This is a genomic window from Bartonella sp. AC62GZZY (assembly GCF_042196525.1).
Classification (GTDB): Bacteria; Pseudomonadota; Alphaproteobacteria; order Rhizobiales; family Rhizobiaceae; genus Bartonella.
In genome coordinates, this window is sequence record NZ_JBHIQN010000009.1 from 1 (window position 1) to 23,779 (window position 23,779).

At 38.3% G+C, this 23,779-nt stretch carries 15 protein-coding genes and 1 pseudogene; 7 read left to right on the forward strand and 9 right to left on the reverse strand.

Translation table 11 applies throughout. The annotated features are described in order from the left end of the window. Window positions 1-496: 496 nt before the first annotated feature. The 4 genes from pyrF (at window position 497) to ACFIML_RS06415 (ending at window position 4,300) form a co-directional block, all read left to right on the forward strand. Window positions 497-1,342, forward strand: a complete 846-nt coding sequence (gene pyrF, locus ACFIML_RS06400) for an orotidine-5'-phosphate decarboxylase (protein ID WP_375607231.1) — start codon at window positions 497-499, stop codon at window positions 1,340-1,342. A 58-nt stretch (window positions 1,343-1,400) separates the two neighbouring features. Further along, window positions 1,401-1,649 carry a hypothetical protein gene (locus ACFIML_RS06405; protein WP_375687678.1) on the forward strand — a complete coding sequence of 83 codons (249 nt, stop codon included), beginning with the start codon at window positions 1,401-1,403 and terminating at the stop codon, window positions 1,647-1,649. Window positions 1,650-1,691: 42 nt separating this feature from the next. Continuing rightward, complete coding sequence (gene hisS / locus ACFIML_RS06410) at window positions 1,692-3,176, forward strand: histidine--tRNA ligase (protein ID WP_375614708.1); 1,485 nt, start codon at window positions 1,692-1,694, stop codon at window positions 3,174-3,176. A 590-nt stretch (window positions 3,177-3,766) separates the two neighbouring features. Beyond that, entirely contained in the window at window positions 3,767-4,300 is a 534-nt protein-coding gene (locus tag ACFIML_RS06415; protein ID WP_375687680.1) for a replication protein, read from the forward strand. A gap of 873 nt (window positions 4,301-5,173) precedes the next feature. Here ACFIML_RS06415 and ACFIML_RS06420 read toward each other — a convergent pair. After that, the gene (locus ACFIML_RS06420) at window positions 5,174-5,698 is read right to left on the reverse strand and encodes a peroxiredoxin (RefSeq protein WP_375607278.1); all 525 of its coding nucleotides are present in this window, start codon (window positions 5,696-5,698) and stop codon (window positions 5,174-5,176) included. A 217-nt stretch (window positions 5,699-5,915) separates the two neighbouring features. On the opposite strand from ACFIML_RS06420, the gene ACFIML_RS06425 reads away from it, so the two are divergent. From ACFIML_RS06425 to ACFIML_RS06435, 3 genes and pseudogenes are all read left to right on the forward strand, one after another. Then, window positions 5,916-7,544, forward strand: coding sequence for an alpha-D-glucose phosphate-specific phosphoglucomutase (locus tag ACFIML_RS06425; protein ID WP_375607235.1), 1,629 nt, complete (start codon window positions 5,916-5,918; stop codon window positions 7,542-7,544). 1,277 nt (window positions 7,545-8,821) lie between these two features. Then, entirely contained in the window at window positions 8,822-9,157 is a 336-nt protein-coding gene (locus ACFIML_RS06430) for a zinc ribbon domain-containing protein YjdM (RefSeq protein ID WP_375607236.1), read from the forward strand. Window positions 9,158-10,208: 1,051 nt separating this feature from the next. Further along, window positions 10,209-10,291: pseudogene (locus ACFIML_RS06435) on the forward strand (DUF4102 domain-containing protein); the annotation flags it as partial. A 444-nt stretch (window positions 10,292-10,735) separates the two neighbouring features. Here the strand turns inward: ACFIML_RS06435 and ACFIML_RS06440 are convergent. From ACFIML_RS06440 to ACFIML_RS06475, 8 genes are all read right to left on the reverse strand, one after another. Further along, window positions 10,736-11,314 carry a NifU family protein gene (locus ACFIML_RS06440; protein ID WP_375607237.1) on the reverse strand — a complete coding sequence of 193 codons (579 nt, stop codon included), beginning with the start codon at window positions 11,312-11,314 and terminating at the stop codon, window positions 10,736-10,738. A gap of 59 nt (window positions 11,315-11,373) precedes the next feature. Next, the gene (locus ACFIML_RS06445) at window positions 11,374-11,865 is read right to left on the reverse strand and encodes a universal stress protein (RefSeq protein ID WP_375607238.1); all 492 of its coding nucleotides are present in this window, start codon (window positions 11,863-11,865) and stop codon (window positions 11,374-11,376) included. A gap of 62 nt (window positions 11,866-11,927) precedes the next feature. Then, window positions 11,928-12,998, reverse strand: a complete 1,071-nt coding sequence (trpS, locus tag ACFIML_RS06450) for a tryptophan--tRNA ligase (protein ID WP_375607239.1) — start codon at window positions 12,996-12,998, stop codon at window positions 11,928-11,930. 60 nt (window positions 12,999-13,058) lie between these two features. Continuing rightward, window positions 13,059-14,630: a murein biosynthesis integral membrane protein MurJ gene (gene murJ / locus ACFIML_RS06455; RefSeq protein ID WP_375608076.1), complete on the reverse strand. Its 1,572-nt coding sequence runs from the start codon at window positions 14,628-14,630 to the stop codon at window positions 13,059-13,061. Window positions 14,631-15,408: 778 nt separating this feature from the next. Beyond that, window positions 15,409-18,639 (reverse strand): BID domain-containing T4SS effector, encoded by a 3,231-nt coding sequence (locus ACFIML_RS06460; RefSeq protein WP_375687682.1) that lies wholly within the window; start codon window positions 18,637-18,639, stop codon window positions 15,409-15,411. Between the two features lie 336 nt (window positions 18,640-18,975). Further along, window positions 18,976-20,940, reverse strand: a complete 1,965-nt coding sequence (locus tag ACFIML_RS06465; RefSeq protein WP_375687684.1) for a BID domain-containing T4SS effector — start codon at window positions 20,938-20,940, stop codon at window positions 18,976-18,978. 294 nt (window positions 20,941-21,234) lie between these two features. After that, window positions 21,235-22,515, reverse strand: coding sequence for a BID domain-containing T4SS effector (locus tag ACFIML_RS06470; protein ID WP_375687686.1), 1,281 nt, complete (start codon window positions 22,513-22,515; stop codon window positions 21,235-21,237). Between the two features lie 354 nt (window positions 22,516-22,869). Then, window positions 22,870-23,709: a BID domain-containing T4SS effector gene (locus tag ACFIML_RS06475; RefSeq protein WP_375687688.1), complete on the reverse strand. Its 840-nt coding sequence runs from the start codon at window positions 23,707-23,709 to the stop codon at window positions 22,870-22,872. Window positions 23,710-23,779: the final 70 nt, after the last annotated feature.

A 23,779-nucleotide genomic window follows, 5' to 3' on the forward strand; every position in this document is an offset into this window, starting at 1 on the left:
AGGAATGCGAGTTTCCATGTTTTATCTCCTTGAATATGCTGGAGATACAATGCCTTTTTGCTAATTATGTTCCAAAAGGGAATAGATATGAGCCAAAAAGGAATAGGAAAGATCTAAAGTTAAGATCGAGATCATCATGGTGGGGCATTTTCTTTTGAAACTTTGTTTAAAGCGCGTTCATAGAGAGTTTTTGTTGATCATAAAAAAGGGTGTGAAAACGACAAGGTACGCTTATAGGGCTTTATGGGGTCATAATAATATGGATGCTTTTTTGTTTATATTCTTTCATAAATTTGAATTTTTATCTCATGACAACGTCTTGGTCGATAAACATATGATAAGCGTTACGAATGGGAATATATTTATGTTTCATGAATAAAAGCACACTTTGTATAGAGAGCTCTTCTTTGTGTTTTCGCTATTGTATTCTTTTGACAAATGCTTTTCTTTTTGATTGTATCAAAAAGTTTAAAGAGAGACCTTGTTAGGATATAAAATGTTTCGTTCAACTTTTTTTAAAAATCGTGAAATCTATGGACCTCTTTGTATTGGCTTTGATCCGAGCCATAAAGTTTTGCAATCGTGGAAACTAAGCTTTGATTATAAAGGTCTAAAAGATTTTTGTGATATTCTCTTAACAGCAGTTGTGGGTAAAGTAGGTATTATAAAGCCGCAAGTCGCATTTTTTGAATTATATGGTGTGGAAGGTCTTCAAGCTCTGAAAGAACTGATTGAAAATGCACACGAACAAGGCATATTGGTTCTGGCGGATGCAAAAAGGGGGGATATTGGCTCTACTGCTGAAGCCTATGGTAAGGCTTGGCTTGGTTCAAGCAGTGCGTTCAAAGCTGATGCCATGACAATTAATCCTTTTTTGGGTTTTGATGCTCTTATTCCTCTGATAAAGGTTGCTGAAGAAACAGGAGCAGGGGTTTTTGTAGTGGTTCAGTCTTCTAATCCAGAGGGGAAACAAATACGAAATGCGCTTATTGGTGACCAGACACTCTCTCTTCATCTTGCACAGTGTATTTGTGATTATAATAGTCAGTCTTCGGTTCTCCATCATAATATTGGCCCCATAGGTGCGGTTATAGGAGCGACATTAGGATCTGAATCAAAAGATACAATTGAGCAGTTAAACAGTAGTCTGTTTCTCGTTCCAGGTATTGGCACCCAAGGTGGAACAATGACACAACTAGCAAATCAATTTCCACAAAGACTTTGGCAGAATGTTATTCCCTCTGTATCACGCTCTATTACAGATGCTGGACGAAATATTGTTGATTTAAAAAATGTTATCAATCATTTTGCAGAACAAGCGCAAAGCACACTGATGTCTTGAGGATTTTTGCATCTGTAATAAATCTGAAGAATTCTGAGAGGGAGGGCTTTTGAGGGGGATGTTTCCGATTTATCCAGAATCAACAGTTGCTTTGTGGTTTCTTTCAACAAGCACAGATGTCTTTTCATTGAATGTTAAGCGTGCATTTCATGTTGAGTGGGGGGCTATGTTCCTATTGAAAATGCAAATATTTTCAGTAGATTGCCTTAAGGGTAAAGGTTTGCATTTTTTAAAAGCAAAAGCTTATGCATATTGTTACCAGTTTCCAGTTGATAAAGGTATTGCAGCGTTTGTTTCTATAAGATAGACACACGTTATCGGTGAATATATATTGTTGTTAGAGAAAAATATGTTATCAAAACAAGAAAAAACCAAAGCCCGTTTACCCCGTGGGTTTGTTGATCGTACAAGTGCACAGTTGTATGCAACTGAAACAATGATTGCGCAAATTCGTGAAGTTTATGAACTTTATGGTTTTGAAGCACTGGAAACACCAATTTTTGAATATACAGATGTGCTGGGTAAGTTTTTACCGGATTCAGATCGTCCAAATGCGGGCGTTTTTTCGCTACAAGATGATGATGAGCAATGGATGTCTTTGCGCTATGATCTGACTGCTCCTCTTGCTCGTTATTTTGCAGAGAATTTTGAAGTTTTGCCAAAACCTTATCGCAGTTATCGTCTTGGCTTTGTTTTTCGCAATGAAAAACCAGGTCCAGGGCGGTTTCGGCAATTTATGCAGTTTGATGCGGATATTGTTGGAACACCAACGGTAGCAGCTGATGCCGAAATTTGTATGATGGCAGCCGATAGTTTGGAAAAACTAGGGTTTCAGCATCATGAATATGCCATTCGTCTGAATAACCGAAAAATTCTCGATTGCGTTTTAGAGAAAATTGGTTTGGGGGGAAATGAGCAGGCTGAAAAGCGCTTAACTGTCTTAAGAGCAATTGATAAACTGGATAAATTTGGTTCTAAAGGGGTGCGTTTGCTTTTGGGAAAAGGGCGTTTGGATGAAAGTGGTGACTTTACAAAAGGGGCGGAGCTTAAGGATAAAGAGATTGAGTGTATTCTTACCTTAACTGCTGCTGGAGCTGAAACAGCAGAAGAAACGCTTGAGGCTCTTAAAGAAGTGGTTGGTGATCATGTTCAAGGGCGTGAGGGAATTCGTGAGCTTGAGGAAATGCAAGCAATTTTTGCCGCAAATGGTTTTCAGAATCGTATCAAGATTGATCCATCGGTGGTGCGTGGACTGGATTATTATACAGGTCCTGTCTTTGAGGCTACGTTGCTGTTTGATGTTTTCAATGATGATGGGCAGAAAGTTGTTTTTGGCTCCGTTGGTGGTGGTGGGCGCTATGATGGATTGGTGGCACGCTTTCGTGGTGAAAACATTCCAGCAACAGGTTTTTCAATCGGGGTCTCACGCTTGATCGCTGCTTTGCAAAATCTTGGAAAGTTGCCTATGAAGGAGACAACAGGGCCGGTTGTGGTGCTGATGATGGATAAAGAGCCAGAGGCGGTTGCTGGTTATCAAAAAATGGTGATGCAGTTGCGTGGTGCGGGAATTCGTGCTGAGCTCTATTTGGGGGCATCGGGGATAAAAGCGCAGATGAAATATGCGGATCGACGCCAAGCGCCTTGTGTGGTTATCCAAGGCTCACAAGAACGTGAGAGCGGAAAAATACAGATTAAAGATTTGATTGAAGGGGCGCGGTTATCTCATGAGATCAAAGATAATCAAACATGGCGTGAAAGTCGACCAGCACAAGTGACGGTTGATGAAGATCAATTGGTCAAAACGGTACAGAATATTTTAGCTACCCAAAAGTGATAATGGTAAAAGTCTTTATCGAAAGGATTACCTGAAATATTCGGAAAAGTTGAGATTCAATTTTTGAAATTTGTGCTTTGCTCGTTTATACGTGCTGGCACACGCGTTCAAAAGTGGGGTTTTGAAGTGCGTGCGGCATAAAAGAGAGATTTTTTAAGAGATAAAAGTAAGCGCTATTCGCTATAAAATGTGCCCTTCTGAGGATGCGATGATAATGCATTAAAATGTGCAAAAAAAATAGTAACGAACAAAAACTCTGAGAAAATTAAAGGGTTTCACGTAATGCTTCTGAAAAAGTTTATAAAATATTGACAGTTTATATTGGCTTCATCTTTGAATTCTCATCTATGAGTATCAAATCCTTTGATGTTCTCTTCTTGGACATTACAAAATCTAGCCTTATTGCAAAAGGAGGGAGAACTAGAGCGTTTTATCCTAAAAAACTTTTTAAGCTTCAAAAAACAATGGAATGACTTAAATCGAACAATTTTTTACAGGAGCATGTTTGGATGAATTGTAAGCTGCTATAATGGTAACCTACTGATAATATGCATTTTTCATAAAATCAATTCTTTAACGGAGAAATGAAAATGGTCCAATATGATTTTACTCTGCTCTATGAACGAAATCCCTTTATTCTTGAAAGACCTGAGAATATTGGAAAATCATTTAAACTTCCTCCTTCAAATTTCGGATTTGAAGATCTTCCGCAAATTACCTTTTCAGGCGCCTCGTCATGTCGGCGTATGATTTTTGGGTTATCATTTAATGGTATGAAAGCATTTTTTGTGATGTTGTGGCAATTAGGGAAAATGTTAGATGAGGGGGATAATGTGGATTTATGGTTTGATCAGATAACATTGGATCGTGATATTCTTGAAGAATTTTTGACTTGCGATCTTTCAATTCAAGAACCAGAATATCTTAATTTTGAAAGTTTTAAAGAAGGTATCAAAGAATTAGAAACAAATAAAATTGTAGCGAAGGGGACAAAAAAAGATTGTTATTTCATCAATCCAGATATTTTTGGTCTTCCTGAATGTGATGAAGATTTTGAGTTCGATGAAGAGGAAGAGATAGAAGCACGTTTTACGGTAGAATACCCGAATAAACAACTCCTTTAACCGTTTTTCTCTTAGAGAAAAATAAAAGCTTAGAATAAATGGCTATGAGAACAGTAATGAGTTTGTTTATGGTATGTGAATTGGAATGTTTGCGGGATTTGTTTTGATTGAATCTTCTTTATAAACGGTTCTTTATGCAGAGCTGTTTTTATGCTGTGTTTGATTATTTTTTATGAGACATAACTCAATTTGAACTGTGCGCCTCTTCAAACAAATGTTTGATCTGTATTTTCTCTCTTGATGCTTTTGTGTACCTTGCAGTCTTAATGTTCACAGCTTTCGCCTTTGAAAGCATTTACGAGAAGCATTTTCACTCTTTTTAATGGTTTATTCATATGCCAATCCCACTTGCTAATGAGCAAAAAAATAGTTTTAAGGGATTCAATATAAGAAGGGATAAAATAAAACAATCTTATGATATTCGGCTCCTCTCATTTAATATGAGAAATTATAAATCAAACCATTTTCAACATAAAGTTTTTCTCAACATGAGGAGCTCAGCGTTGATTTTGCATAGTTTATCTATATGTTAATCCTTGATGTTTCCGAGAGAGTTTTGCATGAATTTGCGCATTTGGCAATTGCATCAGCATTTTTTGATAGCGTGCAACAGCTTTTAACTCTTTGATTTTTTAGTACCACAACGGGGCCAGATTTTTCATCAGCAATTTTTCAAGCTTTTACAAAGCCGTTAGAACATAAAATATTTATTGAAAAAATTATTGCTTTAATCTTTTCTCACAGAAGGCACACAATAAACTTATAGGGTCTGCTTTCACGAATAGATGTTGCAAAAAATAAACGACACAAACTTTCCTGCTCAGGAAATTTGTGTCGTAAAATTTTGTTTAAATGGACGATTCGGGGTTGGAATTAGCTTTTCAAGGCTTTTAAAACATTTTGTGGTGAAGAAACTTCGTAAGGATCTGTTGCACAATTATCTGAAAAACCTGCTTCTTCGAACCATTGTTCAACCACACCATCATTAATAACAGCTGCATAGCGCCATGATCGCATGCCGAAACCAACATTGTCTTTTGCAACCAGCATACCCATTTTGCGTGTGAACTCACCAGAGCCATCGGGAATTAATTTCACGTTTTTGATATTTTGTGCTTTTCCCCAAGCATTCATGACAAAAGCATCATTGACGGAAAGGCAATAAATTTCATCAATACCAGCGTGTTTAAATTCATCATAGAGTTTTTCAAAGTCAGGCAGCTGAAAGGTTGAGCAAGTAGGGGTAAAAGCTCCAGGAAGAGAAAAAAGAATAACACGCTTTCCTTTAAAGTAAGCATCGCTGCTAACTTCTTGCCACCGATAAGGATTGTCTCCAGCCATTGATTCATCGCGTACGCGTGTGTGGAATGTTACATTGGGAACTGTTTTTTTCATCATCATGATGCTCCTGTATTCTTTTACGAAAATTTTGTTTTAAAACAGCCTTCGTATTTAAAAACATATGGGAAAGATCGTTTTAAATAAAAGGGCTTCTTAAAAAATTCTTACTTCTAACGAGTGTGCAAATATTTCACACTTCCGTCAAGTAGAATTAATGGTCGACTTTGGATACTCTTCACCTTAAAATTATAGGAAAGAATATAAAGGTATGGATATGACCATAAAGACAGTTTTGACCACGGCTTTTGAGGGGCAAAAACCGGGAACATCTGGTTTGCGCAAAAAAGTGTCTGTTTTTCAACAACCCCATTATGTAGAAAACTTTATACAGTCTCTTTTTAATAACATTGGGCCTCTTGAAGGAAAAATGTTAATTCTTGGGGGGGATGGGCGCACTTTTAATCGTACTATCCTTCAGATTGTGTTGAAGATGGCAGCGGCGCATGGTGTCTCTCTTATTAAAATGGGAAGGGGCGGTATTCTTTCTACACCTGCTGTTTCGCATCTTATTCGTAAAACTCATGCCCATGGTGGACTTATTCTTTCTGCAAGCCATAATCCTGGTGGTCCAGAAGGAGATTGTGGTATTAAATATAATATTTCTAATGGGGGACCCGCTCCTAATTCTTTATGTGATGCTATTTTTGCAACATCGCAACGTCTTTCTTTTTATAAAATTCTTGAAGCACCAGATGTTGATTTAGATAGGCAAGGTACGATCTTTATGGGAGCCATGCGGATTGATATTATTGATCCTGTCGCTGATTATGTTGCTTTGATGCAGGAGCTTTTTGATTTTGACTGTATTGCCAAGGCTGTTGCTCGAGGTCTTACTTTACGGTTTGATGCCATGCATGCGGTAACAGGGCCTTATGCTCATGAAATTTTTGAAAAATGCTTAGGATTTTCTGAAGGGACGGTGGTTAATGGTATTCCTTTGCCAGATTTTGGAGGTGGTCATCCAGATCCCAATTTGGTTTATGCTAAGGCTCTTTATGATTTATTGATGTCAGAGAAAGGACCAGATCTTGGCGCAGCCTCTGATGGTGATGGAGATCGTAACCTCATTATTGGTCGTGGGCAATTTGTTTCGCCGTCAGATTCTCTGGCTATTATGGCTGAGCATGCACACCTCATTAAAGGATATCGAAAAGGTGTTGTGGGGATAGCGCGTTCTATGCCGACGGGGCGTGCTGCTGATCTGGTCGCGGAAAAAAAAGGATTAAAATTTTTTGAAACACCAACGGGATGGAAGTTTTTTGGAACGCTTTTGGATGCGGGGAAAGTAACCTTTTGTGGTGAAGAAAGCTTTGGAACTGGGTCTCATCATATCCGTGAAAAAGATGGTTTATGGGCTGTCCTATTTTGGTTAAATCTTTTAGCGGTAACAGAAAAAACTGTCGCACAAATTGTTCAACAGCATTGGTACACCTATGGGCGTTTTTACACGTTACGGCATGATTATGAAGAAGTCGAAGCCGATAAAGCTTTGGAAATTATAGAACATTTGCGTGCACACTTACCACATTCAGGAACTGAAATTTCTGGATTTTTCGTCAAAAAAGCAGACGATTTTACATATCATGATCCTGTTGATCAGAGCGTTAGCACGCGGCAAGGTATCCGTATTTTTTTCAAGAATGGAGCACGGTTGGTAGTCCGTTTGTCGGGAACAGGAACACTGGGTGCTACTTTACGACTTTATTTTGAACAGTATGAAAGTGATCCACGCAAACACAATTTTAATCCGCAAGAAGTTCTCCAACCTTTGCAACAGGTGGCACTAAAACTACTAAACATACAACAAGTATTGGGACGAGACCACCCTGATATTATTACCTAAGATCATTGGAATGTTTTTTTGTAAAGGTATGATGATTGATCACATGGGGTATGTTTTTAGGGGCATGATTTTATTTGCCATAAGGAAGAGCTTAACTCCATTTTCAAGCTCGCTTTGTTTTTTTCACCTTTACATATCGATCCGATTCCTAAAACTGCGTGCTTCTTAAAACCGAATGCTGTAGGCAATTATAATCCAGCATAATCGGAGCATTTATGCCCAATGGTTTCTGATGGTTTGATAGAAGTGTTTGTTTAATAGGATGATGTTCCTCATGCAAAACAGAACACTGTCGTTATTGCGCATTTCATATGCTTATTTTAAAAGCCTCTCTCAATACACTTACGCCCTTCTTTATGGAATGCTGTTCATGTAGGAGATAACGGTAAATCCTCGAGAAGAATATAATGGTCAATATATATTGGATAATAAATTGATTTATAATAATAATTTAGTATTATTCAATTTGAATGAGAGCTCTCCAATATTGTAAGATTATCTCATCTCAAATCTATTCCATGTTGAATCAATTAAAACCATTCATTTGCACATAACAAGTGGGGAGAGCCGTGTGGATAAAAACTGTACAAAAAAGAACTAAAAACACCTCTTATGAATCAATCATCTTTTGTGCCAAGGGCAGTGACAACATTGAGCACCACCATTTTTATGAGAGAGTAAGCCCAGCTCCATCACACTTATTGATTAGTTCCCAATGTGCATCTTTCCACTTGTAACATGCAAGCGCAAGGCTTTGGTTGATTCAATAGAAGAGGATTTGAAATAAGAAAATCTTAAAATATTCGGGTGTTCTATTCAATATACAAAACCATTGATGATGATTATAAATCAACATATTCTCTAATATTATAACCGTTATTTTTACTTAAAATAAAAGGTCAAGTTAAGGCATCACTTTCTTTTCTCGCAATATTCAATCGTGCTTCGCTCTTTGAGAGAATTTATTAAGAGATGTTCCTTTTTTCATTTTTTATCCATTCGTTAATTTCATTTGTGACGGATAAGAAAATGATTTTGATTGATTTATAAGAGAGAATGAAGGGAGTAAATTTTATGATAGGTAGGGGCTTATTTAAGGTGTACAATGATAAATCATTCTTATAAATTAACGTCTTGTCTGTGGTGATCGCATTGACAAACATAGTTGGCAGATGGGGAATGAAACAAAGGGACGTATTTTTCTAAAATAATGGACAATAAGCATTTCTTGTTTTATGACCGTCATAATGAATGATTTTTCTAAAAAAGGGGAATTTATGACCCAATATCCCAAATGTCCTCGTTGTGATTGTCTTTATACTTATGAAGATGGTGAAAATTTTGTGTGTCCTGAATGCGCACATGAATGGCCACAAAAGAACGATGCCGCTGTTCTTTCCGATACTGTTTATGATGCCAATGGTCAGATTTTGACAAATGGCGATACTGTTATGGTGATAAAAGATCTGAAAGTAAAAGGCGCTTCATCTGTTTTAAAAGGGGGGACGAAGGTAAAGAATATTCGCTTGGTAGATGGAGATCATAATATTGATTGCAAAATTCCTGGGATTGGGCAGATGAGTTTAAAGTCGGAGTTTGTGAAAAAAGTTTAGACGTTTATCCTATTGCAATTGTTTTTGTATTTCTTTTCTTATTTCACTGATTATGCCAATCAGATAGATGCAATATATGCCCTTATTGGGATATAAAAATACGTACAGCAATAATTTGATTTATAAAGATAATTCACTATTTTGCATGTTGAATGAGAGCTCCAGATCTGTTCCGTGTTGAATCAATCAAAATCATGTCTCTTGCATGTTACAGGCGGGGAGATCCGTGTGGAGTGACATGGTACAAGAAAGTAGTAAAAAGGCCTCTTATGAACCATCTCAAGTGCCAAGGGCTATTGCAACCTTGAGGGTTGGAAAAATATATATAGTAGAGAAATACTGACACTGTCTTTTCTTTTAAACATATTGTGATGAGAAGGGGTAGATGTTGATTTACAAGCAACAATAAAGGTATGCGCTTTATGAAGAGAACGATGCCGTAAAGTAACAAACTTATTTCTGCTGAATTGAAAAAATATTCCCACTTTTTCTCAAATGACTTCCAAAACAACCATAATAGATCTGATTTTACATTTATTTATTTTTACAAGTATTTGTACACACCTTCCTCGCTATATTTATGGAGATCAGATTCAAGGTGCTAGAGGGGAATTTTTGACTCAAAAATAGGAAAAGATCGGTACGAGATACTGATAAGGTAGCATCATCATGCATTTTTTTCCAGCTCTCAATGTTGCAACAGTTCTTATATTTAAAAGTGTTTATAAGCGCTATTAAAAATAGTTTTTGTTATTATCCAGTTTGTGCTGTGTAAGCGGACGATTTTCATTGATGCAATAAAAACAGAATTGAAATAAGAAGAATGTCAGAATTTTCATTCAAGTTGCAAAATATGATCTTTGTCAATTTTATGCTACAACATATTGATTTATAATAATAAATTAGCGTTATTCATATTGAATTAGAATCCCGAATAACGTGGATTCTCTCATTTCAAATCTGTTCCATGTTGAATCAATTAAAATCACTTATTTGCACACCACAAGTGGGGCTGGCGTGTGGGTAAAAACTGTACAAGAAAGGATTAAAAATGGCTCTTATGAATCGTCTTAAGTGCCAAGGGCTGTCGCAACATTGGGGGCTGGCAGATATAATGATGGTGCCGGTTTGCTACAAGAAGTATTTTGCATGATTTTGTCGTTGGGAGAGCTGAGAAAGATGAAGCAAATGGGCACTCTATCTTGCAATGTTTTTTTTGGGGTTTTCTTTTTTTGTAACGAGGTCCTGTTTTCCTAGTTAAAATTGCATGACAAGATTATGAAACAAAATAAATTTAAAATGCACATCCCTATGCGTTCTATTTCTGTCTATGCGATTGGTTTATTGAAACAACTTATGCTCTTAAGGGGCAGAAAGCTTTTTAAGGCATATGTGGAGGTGAAAGGTGAGCGAAGGGATCATTTTATTTAGATTTTTTTACAGTACTGTATTTTTATGGCTGCATAGCTCACTTCTAAAATTTCAGGAATAAAATGATGTAAGATTTTTGCACTCCATGTTTGAGCGCTGTTGAAGAAGGGCAATCAATGTGGTTGTTTTACCTATTGAGGTCAATATTTATTGTGGCATGGCTTCAACGCCTAAAACTTCAGGGATAAAATGACGTAAAAGATTTTCAATACCATGTTTGAGGGTTGCCGTTGAAGAGGGACATCCAGCACAGGCGCCGCGCATATTGAGATAAACAATACCATTTTCAAATCCACGAAAAGTAATGTCTCCACCATCATTGGCAACTGCGGGGCGGATACGCGTTTCAAGGAGCTCTTTAATGGTTAAGACAATATCAGCATCTTTTTCGTCATAAAATTCTTCGTTAAGGGCATGGGTTTGTGCTTGTGTTGTGGCGTTGGTGGTGATCACTGGCTCATTGGATAGAAAATGTTCCATAATTGTGCCTAAAATGACGGGTTTAAGATGTTGCCATTCTCCTTCTTTTTTGCTCACGGTGATAAAATCATAGCCTAAAAAGACACCATTGATATTGGGAATATTAAACAGTTTAGCCGCTAAAGGTGAGTTTTTAGCTGCTTCTTCACGGTCACGAAATTCTAATACGCCCTCAGAAAGAACCACGCGTCCTGGCAGGAATTTAAGTGTTGCAGGGTTTGGGGTGGTTTCAGTTTGAATAAACATAGATTCTCCTTTTATAATGAAGGCTTGGGAAGATCTTACATTGTAGAAAATTATATTTTTTAGGCAATAGATCTAATATCTTCATCGGCAAGATTGCTAGGAATAACAATGACAGGGATTGAAAAAGCTGTCCCTTTATTCCCGATTAATTGAACAAGGGGTCCTGGTCCTTCTGTATGTCCACTGGCTGCTAAAACAATCAGTGCAATCCTTTTATCTTCGTCGATCAGTTTAGAAATCTCATCAATTTTTTTTCCTTCACGCACTACTATTTCTGTTTCAAGCGCATGGGTGGTGCGGACTTCACTGGCAATGTCTCCTAATATTTTATGAGCACTTTGCTTTGATTCTGTACGCATAAGGTTGTTTACACCCAGAAAATGTTGAAATTCTACACTATCAACGACACAAAGTAATACCAATGTTCTACTGGTATTTTGGGCATGCTGTGCGGCAAACGCAACGGCACGCCGACACTCTGGTGTTTCATCGATAATAACTAAGTTTTTTTTCTTTGGTTCTTTTTTCGGATTTTGGGGTTTGGAAATCATGCACTTTCTCTATTTTGTACAAACGATTTTTTTGCTCTCTACAGTTTTTAGTTTTATTATTTTTATGTATCGTGCAAAAATCCAACAATTTCACGAATTTTTTTCATATTCTCTTCTGCAAGCATACTAGCACGTTTAGCGCCATCATGCAAAACAGAGTCGATATAACCGCTTTCTTTATGAAGGCGACGTAATTCTTCTGTTATAGGGGCAAGCTTATGGACAACAAGGTCGGCTAGAGCTGTTTTAAAATGCGAAAACTGTTGACCAGAAAATTCTAAAAGAATCTTTTCTTTGCTAACTTTGGCAAAGGCGGCATAAATACCAAGCAGGTTATCTACTTCTGGTCGTTCTTTTAAAGCGGCAAGGGTATCGGGAAGAGGGGCCGAATCCGTTTTGGCTTTACGTATTTTTTTTGCGATAAGATCAGCATCATCGGTCAAATTAATGCGTGAAAAATCTGAAGGATCTGATTTTGACATTTTTTTCGTCCCATCGCGCAAAGACATAACGCGTGTGGCTGTTGTTCCAATCAGTGCTTCTGGAAGAGGAAAAAAGCCTTGTCTTTTTTCTTCATCCGTTTGCATAGAGACGCCAAAATTTAATTCGGCAATACGCTGTGCATAGTCGTTGTTAAACTTTTGTGCAATATCGCGTGTGAGTTCAACATGCTGTTTTTGATCTTCGCCTACTGGAACATGCGTTGCACGATAGACTAAAATATCAGCAGCCATCAAAGTGGGATAAGCAAAAAGCCCGATGGATGCTTTTTCGCGATCTTTTCCCGCTTTATCTTTAAATTGTGTCATGCGTTGAAGCCAGCCGATACGGGCAACACAATTAAAAATCCAGGCGAGTTCAGCATGTTGAAAAACACGTGATTGGTTAAAAATAATGTGTTTTTGAGGATCAATACCGGCGGCTAAAAAAGCTGCTGTCACTGTTCTGGTGGATTCGCGTAAAGTAAGGGGATCTGGGTTGACTGTGAGCGCATGCATATCCACAACACAATAGAGACAGTGATGAGAGTTTTGCAGTTCAACCCAACGCTGAATGGCTCCAAGATAATTGCCAAGATGTAAATGACCACTCGGTTGTACGCCGGAAAAGACAAGTGGTGTGAAGGTATCCATAGGAGTGCTCTTTCTTCAATTAAGGTTATTCATTTTATTGTTTTTGACAAAGTATAGATATTATGAGCGTTTTTTCAAATTTTTAAGCGTGTGAAAAAAGGAACGGGTGTTGAATAAAAAATAGGTACTAAAATAGATCAAAAATATGCCAATCATGATCCCAGCTAAGGTGATCGCGCGCAAGAAAAAGGATGCTTGTGAGGATAAAGGAAAAGACAAAAAACTAAATACATTCAATCCGTAATAGACGGCTAGTGCACTCAAAAGAGTTGCCATCATGAGACATAATATTCGCTTTATTAGTTGGAAGTCGTATTTCCAATAACCGCGTTTGATAAGGACACTCCACAGCAACAGGGTGTTGGCCCATCCAGAGGTAATTTCAGCAATAACAATGCCTCGTGCAGATAGAATAGGAAATAATGTTAAGGCGAGACCGATATTGATAAAAACGCAAATACCTGTAAAAATCATCGGTGTTTTGGTATCTTCATGGGCAAAAAAATTAGGAATAAAGACCTTAATAAGAACAAAAGCTGGAAGTCCTAGTCCATAAAGCTCCAGTAATTGTGCAACATGGTGTGTTGATTGACTGGTAAATTGTCCTCGTTCAAAGAGCAAACTGACAATGGGAGTGGAGAGCAGCAAAAAAGCGATGGATGCTGGAAGTGTTAACAACAATGTTAATTCAATAGAGCGGTTTTGTAAATGGTGGGTTTCTTTATGCTTTTTGCTCCGCAAAGCGCGTGTTAACTCTGGTAAAAGAACCGTTGCAACGGCAATGGCGATTACGCCTAAAGGCAATTGATAAAGACGATCCGCATACATTAAAGAAGAAACAGCACCTGATTGACTAGAAGCAATGTTGGTATTAATGAGCAAATTAATTTGCGTGATGCCACCCGTGATGGCTGCTGGAAATGCTAAAGTTAACAGCTTGCGAACATTAGGACTAAAATGGGGCTGGCGGAAGGAAATTTTCATTCCACTTTGACGTAAAGCAAGGGCAATTAAGGTGAGTTGAAGAAGCCCTGCTGCCAACACACCCCAAGAGAGATTTAAACCGATATGCCAAGCGTCAAGTTTATAGATCCAAGCATAGGCAAGCACACCAATCAGAACAATGTTTAAAAAGAGTGGAGCAATGGCGGCAATAAAATAGCGTCGTAGAGCATTAAGCATACCCCCCATCATGGCAGCAAGCGACATGCAGGTTAAATAGGGAAACATGATTGCAGTAAAGTGAATTGTAGCGTTAAATTTTGTTACATCTTCTGTAAAACCTGGAGCAATAATGGTTCGTACCAAAAAAGGCATACTGAGTTCCATCGCAATCGTTAACAGTAAGAGCAGTGAAAAGAGAACGCCAAAGACCTCTTCTGCAAATTTGCATGCCGTTTCGTGGCCTTCTTCAGTGATTTTTTTTGCAAAAAGAGGAATGAAAGCAGCGTTAAAGGCACCTTCAGCAAAAAAACGACGAAATGTATTGGGAAAACGAAAAGCAGCGTTAAAGGCATCAGAAACAGGACCTGTCCCTAGGGCTGCTGCCATAAGCATTTCGCGTACGAAGCCAAAAATACGGCTCATGAGGGTTCCGGAAGCAACTGTCGCAATTTTTTTAATCAATGTCATAAAGATATATCAACTTTGTTGTAAAAGAGAAGCGATGACAGGAGAAATAAACTGTTTTAAATCGTAAAAATCTGATCTCTATCCTAATCAAGGAGACTTTTTGAAAGCGTTTTACGACGGTGTTTATCTTTCTGTCAACAATGGTGCTTGAAGACTTTTTTATGCTCCTTGTTTACTGTTGCATTAAAATTTTTATTGTTGCCATAAAATAATTAAAATTTCTTTTTCAAACTGAAATATGCGAGTGATATCATAACAGTTTGAAGGGATATATAATGATCATTTCCCTTTATGGTGTGATATCGTGAATAGTGTAAGCCAATACCGTTCTGTTTTATGTGAGGGGTGTGACCCTATTAAAAGAACGCCAATAAAATAAAAGCGTGGAGCAATGCGCCATTTCCATTATTTATTCATTATTAAGAAAACAGCGCTTTAGATCTTTTAAAAAGTCGTAAGGCTGAGCTAAAAGGTAATGGTAAAGTTGGTGATTGGTTTTCACTTTTACGGCTTTATGTTTTCCCCAAATTTGCCGGCCCTCCCATTTTAGAGATTACATAAACAAGAGGATAGGAAGACATGATCTTTCAACAGCATTTTTCCTGTTCAGGTTTCTTTTCACAGTTGATGAGGATAAAATCTGAGGAAATAAGATAAAAATTACTCTCTCATGGTTTCCATTCTCTTTGAGGTGCGATTGATTTGCCGATGAAGGCAAGGGGGATAAAGGCTATCATTTTTACCAGAGGGGGCGAAAAAGTTAAAGTTTATGAACCTTTTAGACATTCATTGCCATTGCTTTTGCGTGTGCCGTTTTGTGAGGTTGAATATTTTCTTGTCTTTTGGGATTCTGATTGACGTTTTCTGTCATTTTTTGCACTTTAATTGCCTCTTTATCAAGAGTGTTGGAACATTTTTTTTCATTGTTTTTCTTTATAGATTGATGCTGGTTTGGTGCGAAACGCTCATCGAATTTATGATTATAAAAATACATGGGTTGTATATGCTGTTCTATCTCTTTTATCTGCTTGACTATTTCCATAATCTCTTTTGCTTTGATGGTTGATGTGCCAAGACTCTTCGCAAGTCTTTCAGGATTATTTTCTTTTATAGCTTCATGCTCGCTTGAGGATAAGCGCTCATTGATTTTTTTGATATAAGTCCTTATCTCCCCCCTTAATTCGGGAGAGTTTGATAACGTTTCTTGCTGTTGTGTTTTTGACACGGAAAAGAGATTTGTTATCCAAGCTTTAGGTATTTCTACCGACTGTTCACACCGCCTTTGTTTTACATGATGGGTATGGAGAATGTCTCTTTCTGTTTGTTTAGAAATATTGATATAACGATCAATGGCTTTACAGAGGGGCAAAATATTTGCTTCAGCATGGGCGCGCGCGTTGTTTTTTATGCCAAATACATTGCTACCAGAAAGCTTAGAAATAGATTGGGGGGAGGTGGAAATTTGATAGGAGAGTTGTTCTCCTTCAGTATGATTTTCATGGATCATCTCAATTCTTTCCCGCAAAATATGACGATTGCCATAAATGATTTGGCACAAAGTTTCTATTTCTTTTCTTTTTGCTTGAATGGAAACGTTGTTTTTTATCCTTGTGGCAATTTCATTGTTGGTAAGGGGGGCTATTGTTTGTGCGGGGATAAGCACTTCTTGCTGGTTTTGAATTTTTGGTGCTGTAAAGGAGAGAGCGTCACCGATTTTTAATGTCTGTATTTGCTCTGGGGTGAGATCTTTTTTATTTCCCAAGATGAAAATTCCGTTAGCATCAAGCATAAAGCCATTGGGTCCACTGCCTCTGTAAAAGCCTTTATAGGTATGACCTTCTTTTGCTGTTATAATAAGATGATGATGAATACTCTCAAGCCCGATATGTTTCATACTGTCCATGAATTCTTTTAAAATAAGTATTTTTTCTGGATTTGAGATATCTTCAAGCAGATGTTTCATTTCTTCTTTATCGTTATGTTTTAGCGATGCAATGCTGGCAAGATTCATACGTTTTTCTGTTACAAGAGAAAAGTCGAGTGTGTGGCCAGCAACTTGCCCAAGTTTTTCAAAAAACATTCGTTGCGTGCGTCCATTACCTTCTCTGAAAGGATGGGTATAGTTGAGCTGTATCAACATTTCAGTGACATATTCAACAAATGTTTCGCGGGTTAAGCCTTTTAAACTATTCGTTTCAGCAAGTATTTTATCTAAATTTTCTAGTCCCTCCTGTATCTGTTTTGCTGAGGCAAAAGAAATACCAGCTTTTTTCATCATTGGCATATAAGCAACGGTACCATCTTCAAATGTAAATGGTTTTTCGCGTGTTTGTCCGGCCCATTCAAAAGTATTTTTAAATAGGGTGTGATGAATATATTGGAGATATGTGGAGGTTAGTTTTTGTGGTGGCGCTTCTTGGCGCAGATGAATGATTGCTTTTGTTGTATCATGGGCACATTGCACTTTTAATTTTCCGTAGTCTTTTATTCCATATTTATTCTTTAAGGTGATACTATTGGGGTAAAAGAAATTACGGTGTATTGTCTTATTTTCTTCGGTTTCAGGTGGTGATGATAATTTCTCCTGTAAGGTGAGAGGGATGGTGTCCGTTTTTCTTGTACCAGTATCCCAGTATGCCATTGCTTTTTTGATAGGCTGTTTTTCTATTTCTGGATGATCAGAGCGTGTTTCCTTTGTCATTTTGACAGATATTGGATCATTTGTCGCTGTATTATTGCTTTGTAAAATATTTTTTTGAAAATCTTTTTGCATTTTCCTCATAGCGGAAGCCGATTGAACAATTGGTTGTGTCATTTGTTCTTTTTCTTGTGCTTGCAAACTTTTGGGCATAACTTCAACGCTGTCATGTAAAACATGAGAGGCAATCCATGGTGAAAAATAGGATTTTCCCTTTTTCTTTGTTTGAATGGATGTTTTGTCTTTGCTCTTTTCAGTTATTTCATCGTTTTTAAGAGTGGCTCTTTTTTCTTCTTTTTCTTCTGGAAGCAATGTTTTTTTCTGGGTTTTTTCTGGTTTTTGAACTTTTGGTGCTGTAAAGGAGAGGGCGTCACCGATTTTTAATGTCTGTATTTGCTCTGGGGTGAGATCTTTTTTATTTCCCAAGATGAAAATGCCGTTGGCATCAAGCATGAAGCCATTGGGTCCACTGCCTCTATAGGTACCATGATAGGTTTCTCCTTCTTTTGCAACGACAGCGAGATGATAATTTTTTTCATCCAATCCAAGCTCTCTCATAGAGTTGGTGAATTCTCGTAAGAGGAGCAATTTTTCTGGATTTGAGATATCCTCAAGAAGATGCTTCATAGGCTCTGGGTCGCCATGTTCCATGGCAGCGACGCGGACAAAGTTTTTACGTTTTTTGCTCACAAGAGAAAAGTCTAGCTCATGTCCTGCTGCTTGAGAGAGTTTTTCAACAAACAGTCTCTTTGTGCGCCTATTGCCCTCTCTGAAAGGATGCAAGTGGTGCAAATCTATCATTATACTAGCTGCTTGTTCAACGAATTCTTCGCGAGTTAAGTCTTGTAAATTATTCTTTTCAGCAAGCGTTTTATCTAACTTTTCTAGTCCCTCCTGTATTTTTCTGCCAATCGCAAAAGGTTTTGTAAATTCTTTTCTTTTCAAAATGGGCATAGAAGCAACAGTGCCATCTTCAAATGTAAAAGGCTCTTCGCGCGTTTGTCCGGCCCATTCAAATGTGCGGGAAAAGAGGCGTTGATGAAGGTATTTTAGATAAGAGGCATTAAACTGCTCTGGTAGAGGTTCTTGGTGCAGTTTTATCATTTCTTCTTTTACATCATTAGAACAGCGTTCTTTTAATATTTCGTTATCTTTGATGCGGTATTTATTTTTAAGCACTTTGCTATTGGGGTAGAAAAATTTTTGCGCTTCTTCATTGATTTGCTTTGAAATGGCTGCATTAATTGCAGAGTGTTGTTCTTGCAATTCTTCCGGTGTAGAGGAGGCACAATGTTCTGTGTTTTCTTTCATGCATATTTCCTTTCAAATGGTAACATTATTTTTTTAAAATCTTCTTTTTTACATTTTTTGCCTTTTATTATTTTCATAGCGTTTTTTTCAAATAAGAGTGCCTATTTGAATGATTGAAAAAATTGACCTTATTCGCATGGAACCAAGTTAATCATGGAACAAAGTTAAAGTTTGTAATTTTTATGAAGTATTATCGTGAAATTTTATCAATGAATTCTGTAAAATAATGGGGTGCCTTATTCAAAGTTTTCTGTATTTCATACACCGTCTTTGGTGCAATCTTGGTAAGATGATTGCACCAAAGCTTTGTATGAAAAGTCAACGATGATTAGACTATCACGACAAAGCCATTGCTTTTGATGTTTCGGCTCTGCGCGGTCGAACATGCGGTTGATTTTCTTGTCTAGAAGTTTCTGCAACTTCTTGATGTTGCTTTATTGTTGAGCGCTCAGGTAGCTTCGGGGACTGCGATAAGTTTTGCTGCTGTTGCAATTTTTTATCGAGATCGTTAAGCGGTTGATGACGTTTTTGTTGTTCTGCCTGATGGTTTTGCACAATGGCTTCTCTTAACTGTTTTATCGTATCAGCATAATCCTTAATGGCGGTACAAAGGGTAGGAAGATTTTCTTCAGCAGCTTTTCGTGCTCCGTTTTTTAAGCCAAGGACTTGCTTACCAGCAAGAGGAGCAAAAGATGTACAATCCTTTTCAATTTGAAATACAATTTCTTCTCCTATCTCTGGAATTTTGTGCATATCTTCCATTCTATATTGCAAAATAAATGGATCCTTATAAACAATTTGGCACCAATATTGGATCTCTCTTTGACCATATTGAACCGATGGATCTTGTTGAACTCTGCGAGCAATTTCCTGATTTGAGAGAGGTTTTATTTTCTTTTCTGAATTGAGCGGATTTTGTAAATGTTGATTTGTTAGCTTTTCCTCCTGTGTTTGTCGCTGATGTTGTTGTTCCGTGTGAGGACCTTGAGAAATACTTTCACTTTTTGTATATTTTGAAGTATACACATAACCGTTAATAGCAGCACATAGGGTAGGAAGAGTTTCTTCAGCTTGTTTGCGCGCATGATTTTTTATGCCAAGAACTTTTCTACCAGCAAGCTTAGAAATAGACTTAGGCCGTTCTGTAACATCCCATAAGAGCTGTTCTCCCATATCGGGGTTTTCTTTGATTGCTTCTATTCTTTCACTTAAAATAAGCCGTTCGCCATAAACCTTTTCGCACAAAAATCGTATTTCTTCTTGATATGCTACGAGCAATAGCTCTCTTTCCATTGTATTAATAGATGGTTTTTGTTCGTGAGACGGTTTTGGTTGTTCAATTGCTGTGTGTGGAGAGGAAGTTTTTGGGACGACAGTATCGCTTTGTTTTCTGTTTTCCATACGGTGCGGTTTTCTTGAAGGCGGGACGGCATATGTTCCACTGTCTTGTGATGATGAACTGCTTTGCTGCCTGACTTTCATATGTGATGATGTTTTGGGTCTAACACTTGGTTCGTGTGTTTCAGGATTTTGAATTTTTGTGCTGTTTTGTGCTCTTTCTCTCATGCGTGGGGGAAGGGGCGGAGCCACTTTTGTCTGTAGAGAAGGGGATTCTTGAGCAGTTGGTTTATTTTGTTCTCTATCTTTTGCACGCGGTGGTCTTTGTGGGGCCATTTTTATGCGCGTGGAGGGGCTTTCTTGGGTTTCATGCTTTTGGATTTTTGCGTCGGCTTGTGTTTTTTCTCTCATACGTGGGGGCGGGGGCGGAGCCATTTTTTTTTGCGGGGAAGGGGACTCTTGAACTGTTGGTCTATGTTGTTGCCTCTCTTTTGCACGTGGAGGTCTTTGTGGAGCTGTTTTTGTGTGCGGAGAGGAGTGTTCTTGGATTTTTGAGTTGGAGATTTTTGTGCCGGTTTGTGTTTTTTCTCTCATGCGTGGAGGAGGGGGGGGAGCCACTTTTGTCTGTAGGAAGGGGGACTCTTGAACTGTCGGTTTATGTTGTTGTCTCTCTTTTACACGCTGAGGTTTTGGCGGAGCTGCTTTTTTTTGTGGGGGAGGTGTCTCTTGGTTTTTGGTGTTAGGAGGCATTGTGCTGGTTTGCACTGGGCTTTTCATACGTGGGGGAGGTGGTGGAGCAACTTTTGGGTGGTGGGATAAATTTTCTGGGCGTTTTTGTACAGTTGGTTTTGGCAAACTTTGAGAAACTTGGGGAGGGGGGGGGCTGGTGGGGGATTGTTCAGCCTGTTGTTGAAATTTTTCCATCATTTCGGTGATAAAAGGGGAGGGATTTCTTTTTTTCATGCATGTTCCTTTCAAACTCTTTCAATATTGTTTTTAAATACTATTTAAAAATATACGTTGGTTTTTATTCTGTTTTATGCTTTTTCACTTACTCTAATATGAAAGAGAATATGAAACTGAGAAGCTTCACAAGATTTGACTCTCATGGTTCAGATCATAATCACTCTCTAAATATTGTTTGATCAATAGCTGAGATTAAGTAGCGGAGGAATGAATTTCCCCATTTCTTGGCGCAAATCACCTCTGCTATGGTTGCGCCAAGACGTTGGATTCAACGTGAAAACTTATGTCTGTTTAACTGGCAAAAGCCATCGCTTTTGGGGCGGCAGTTTTGCGAGGACGAATATCTGTTTCTCTTTGTTGAGTAGAGGTTGTTGCTCCTTCATGCGTTACTGTTGAAAGCTCAACGCGTTGAGCAGACTGTGAGACGCTTTGTTGTTGATGCAAGATTTGCGCTCTCTCAGAAGATGCTTCATTGTGTCCTTGTTTTGTCTGCTGAGTTTTTGAAAGGCTCTCTCTTACTTGTGTTACAGCTGTTGCATAATTGTCAGCGGCGTCAATGAGGTGAGAAAGACCCGCTTCAGCATGTCTGCGTGCTTGATTTTTAAAGCCACAAAAGTTATGACCAGCGTACTTGTGAAAAGATTGAGGATTTCCGACAAGTTGCTGTGCGAGTGCTTCTATTGTTTCAGGGTTTTGGAAAAGCTCTTCTGTTTGTGATTGCAAAATGTTTTCGTTCCCAAAAACAACTTTACACCAATATTGGATTTGGGCGCGGTGTCTTTTGACTTTTGAATGTTGTTGAATTTGGGTAGAAATTTCTGTCTCTGAAAGAGTTTCTTTTTCGCGTTGATCTGGTTTTTGCAGAAGTTTAGCGACGGCTTCCTTCCCCATTAAGCGTTCATAGTTTTTGAGTTCTTGCTCTGGAGATTGTAAGAGGTTCTCTCTTGCCTGTTTTACGGCTTCTGTATAACAATCAATAGTAACGCATAGAGCGGAAAAACTTTCTTCCGCTTGTCTACGCGTTCGATTTTTAAAGCCCAACATGTTGGTTCCGGAAAGTTTAGTGATGCTTTCAGGATGAGCTGCCATGCGCCATGAGAGCTCCTCTCCTGCAGCAGGATTTTTTTGAATTTCCTGCATTTTTTCTTGCAAAATGTTTGGATTGCCATAGGCTTTTGCGGATAAATGTTGGATTTCCTCTTGATATGTTTTAACCAATGAATGGTGTGGAAGCAATAGAATGATTTCTTCCTCTGAGAGAACTCTTGTTGCTCTTTGGATAATTTGTGAAGTAACTGTTGAGTGTGTCGTTTCAGGTTTTTGCTGCCTTTTGGTAGAGCCGACTCTTGTTAACGAAGCTGTTCGATTTGTTGATGCATGTACAGTTTCTTCGCTTAAAAGAGATTGTCTTTCCTCATCTTCTTCCGGTATGGATGATAGTCTTTTGCTTTTTGAAGGTGTTTCTTTAGGAAGGGGGGCTGCGCCTGAGACCTCTGCCGCCGCTTGTTCATAGAGCTTTATAAGTTCTTGTATTGAAGAGGATGGAAAAGGATGAGGGTGTTTTTTTTTCATGCATGTTTCCTTTCAAAAATTGTTTTAGAAAACCTCTTTGGAGCACTCTTGCCTTTTATGCTTGGATTGCTTTGAGATAAAGGAAGATATCGAACTGAATGAGCTCCAAAGATCTGCGCTATTTTTAATCAGCTTAATGGACATTTGTGTCTTTTCTACAGTTTTTTTGTGAAATATTATCAATAAGTTATCAATAGTTATCGTGAATTACAGGCGCCATTTTTAGGACTATTTTTTGTAACATTCTAAAACAATTCTTGGCGCAATCGCAATGAAACGATTTGCGCCAAGAAACTCACTGAAAAAAAGATTACATGAAAAACAAAAACTATCTGTTTTTATGTTTATGCCCCCTTACATGGCAAAAGCCATTCCTTTTTCTCCATGTCTTTGTCGTTGTGGACTGTGTTCTGGACTATTTCGTTCTTGTCCTCTTTCGTGATGATGACGATGATGATGGGGGCTCTCAACTTGCTGAGAATTTTCTTGACGGCGTCTTTGTTCCGCTAGAGGGGTTTGCGATAGTCTTGTTGCTGCGTCTTGTACAGCCTTTGTATAACCATCAACGGCATCAACGAGCGATCTAAAACCATCTTCAGCTGCTTTGCGTGTTTGATTTTTTAAGCCAAGTGTGGAGCGGCCAGCAAGTTTATGTATAGATTCAGGATTTTCAGCAAGTTGATCTGAAAGCTCTTTTCCTTTATTGGGATCTGTAAGTATGCTTTGCAAATGTTTTTGGAAAATTGTATCATTGCCATAAACAATTTTACTCCAATGTACGACTTCTTCTGCATGTGCTTGGACCTGTGGATTTTTTAAAAGCATTACACTCTTTTGGTCAGTTGTGAGAGAAGGTGAAGGCTTTCCTCTTTGGTGCGGAGCAACCGTTGTATAGTCGGTTTCAGGATCTTCTGTCCTTTGATGTTTACCTCTTGAAGAAGCGGTAACGCTGCTAACGGATGCGTATGTAACCTCAGCTTCGCGTTTTGGGGGAGCAACCTCTGTGTAATCGGTTTCAGGATCTTCTCTTCCCCGATCAGGATGTCTCCCTCTTGAAGGAGAAACACTGCTAACGGATGCGTATAGAACTTCCTCTTCTGGGGTTGGTCCGCGCTGGTTTCCTCTGGTTGGTTTATTAACTTGTGCATAGAGGGGCTCTGGATTTGCAGAAGGATGTGGATGATGTTTTTTCATACATATTTCCTTTCAATATTTTTAGAAAACCTCTTTGGTGCATTCCCCACTTTTAGTTTTGATAACTTTG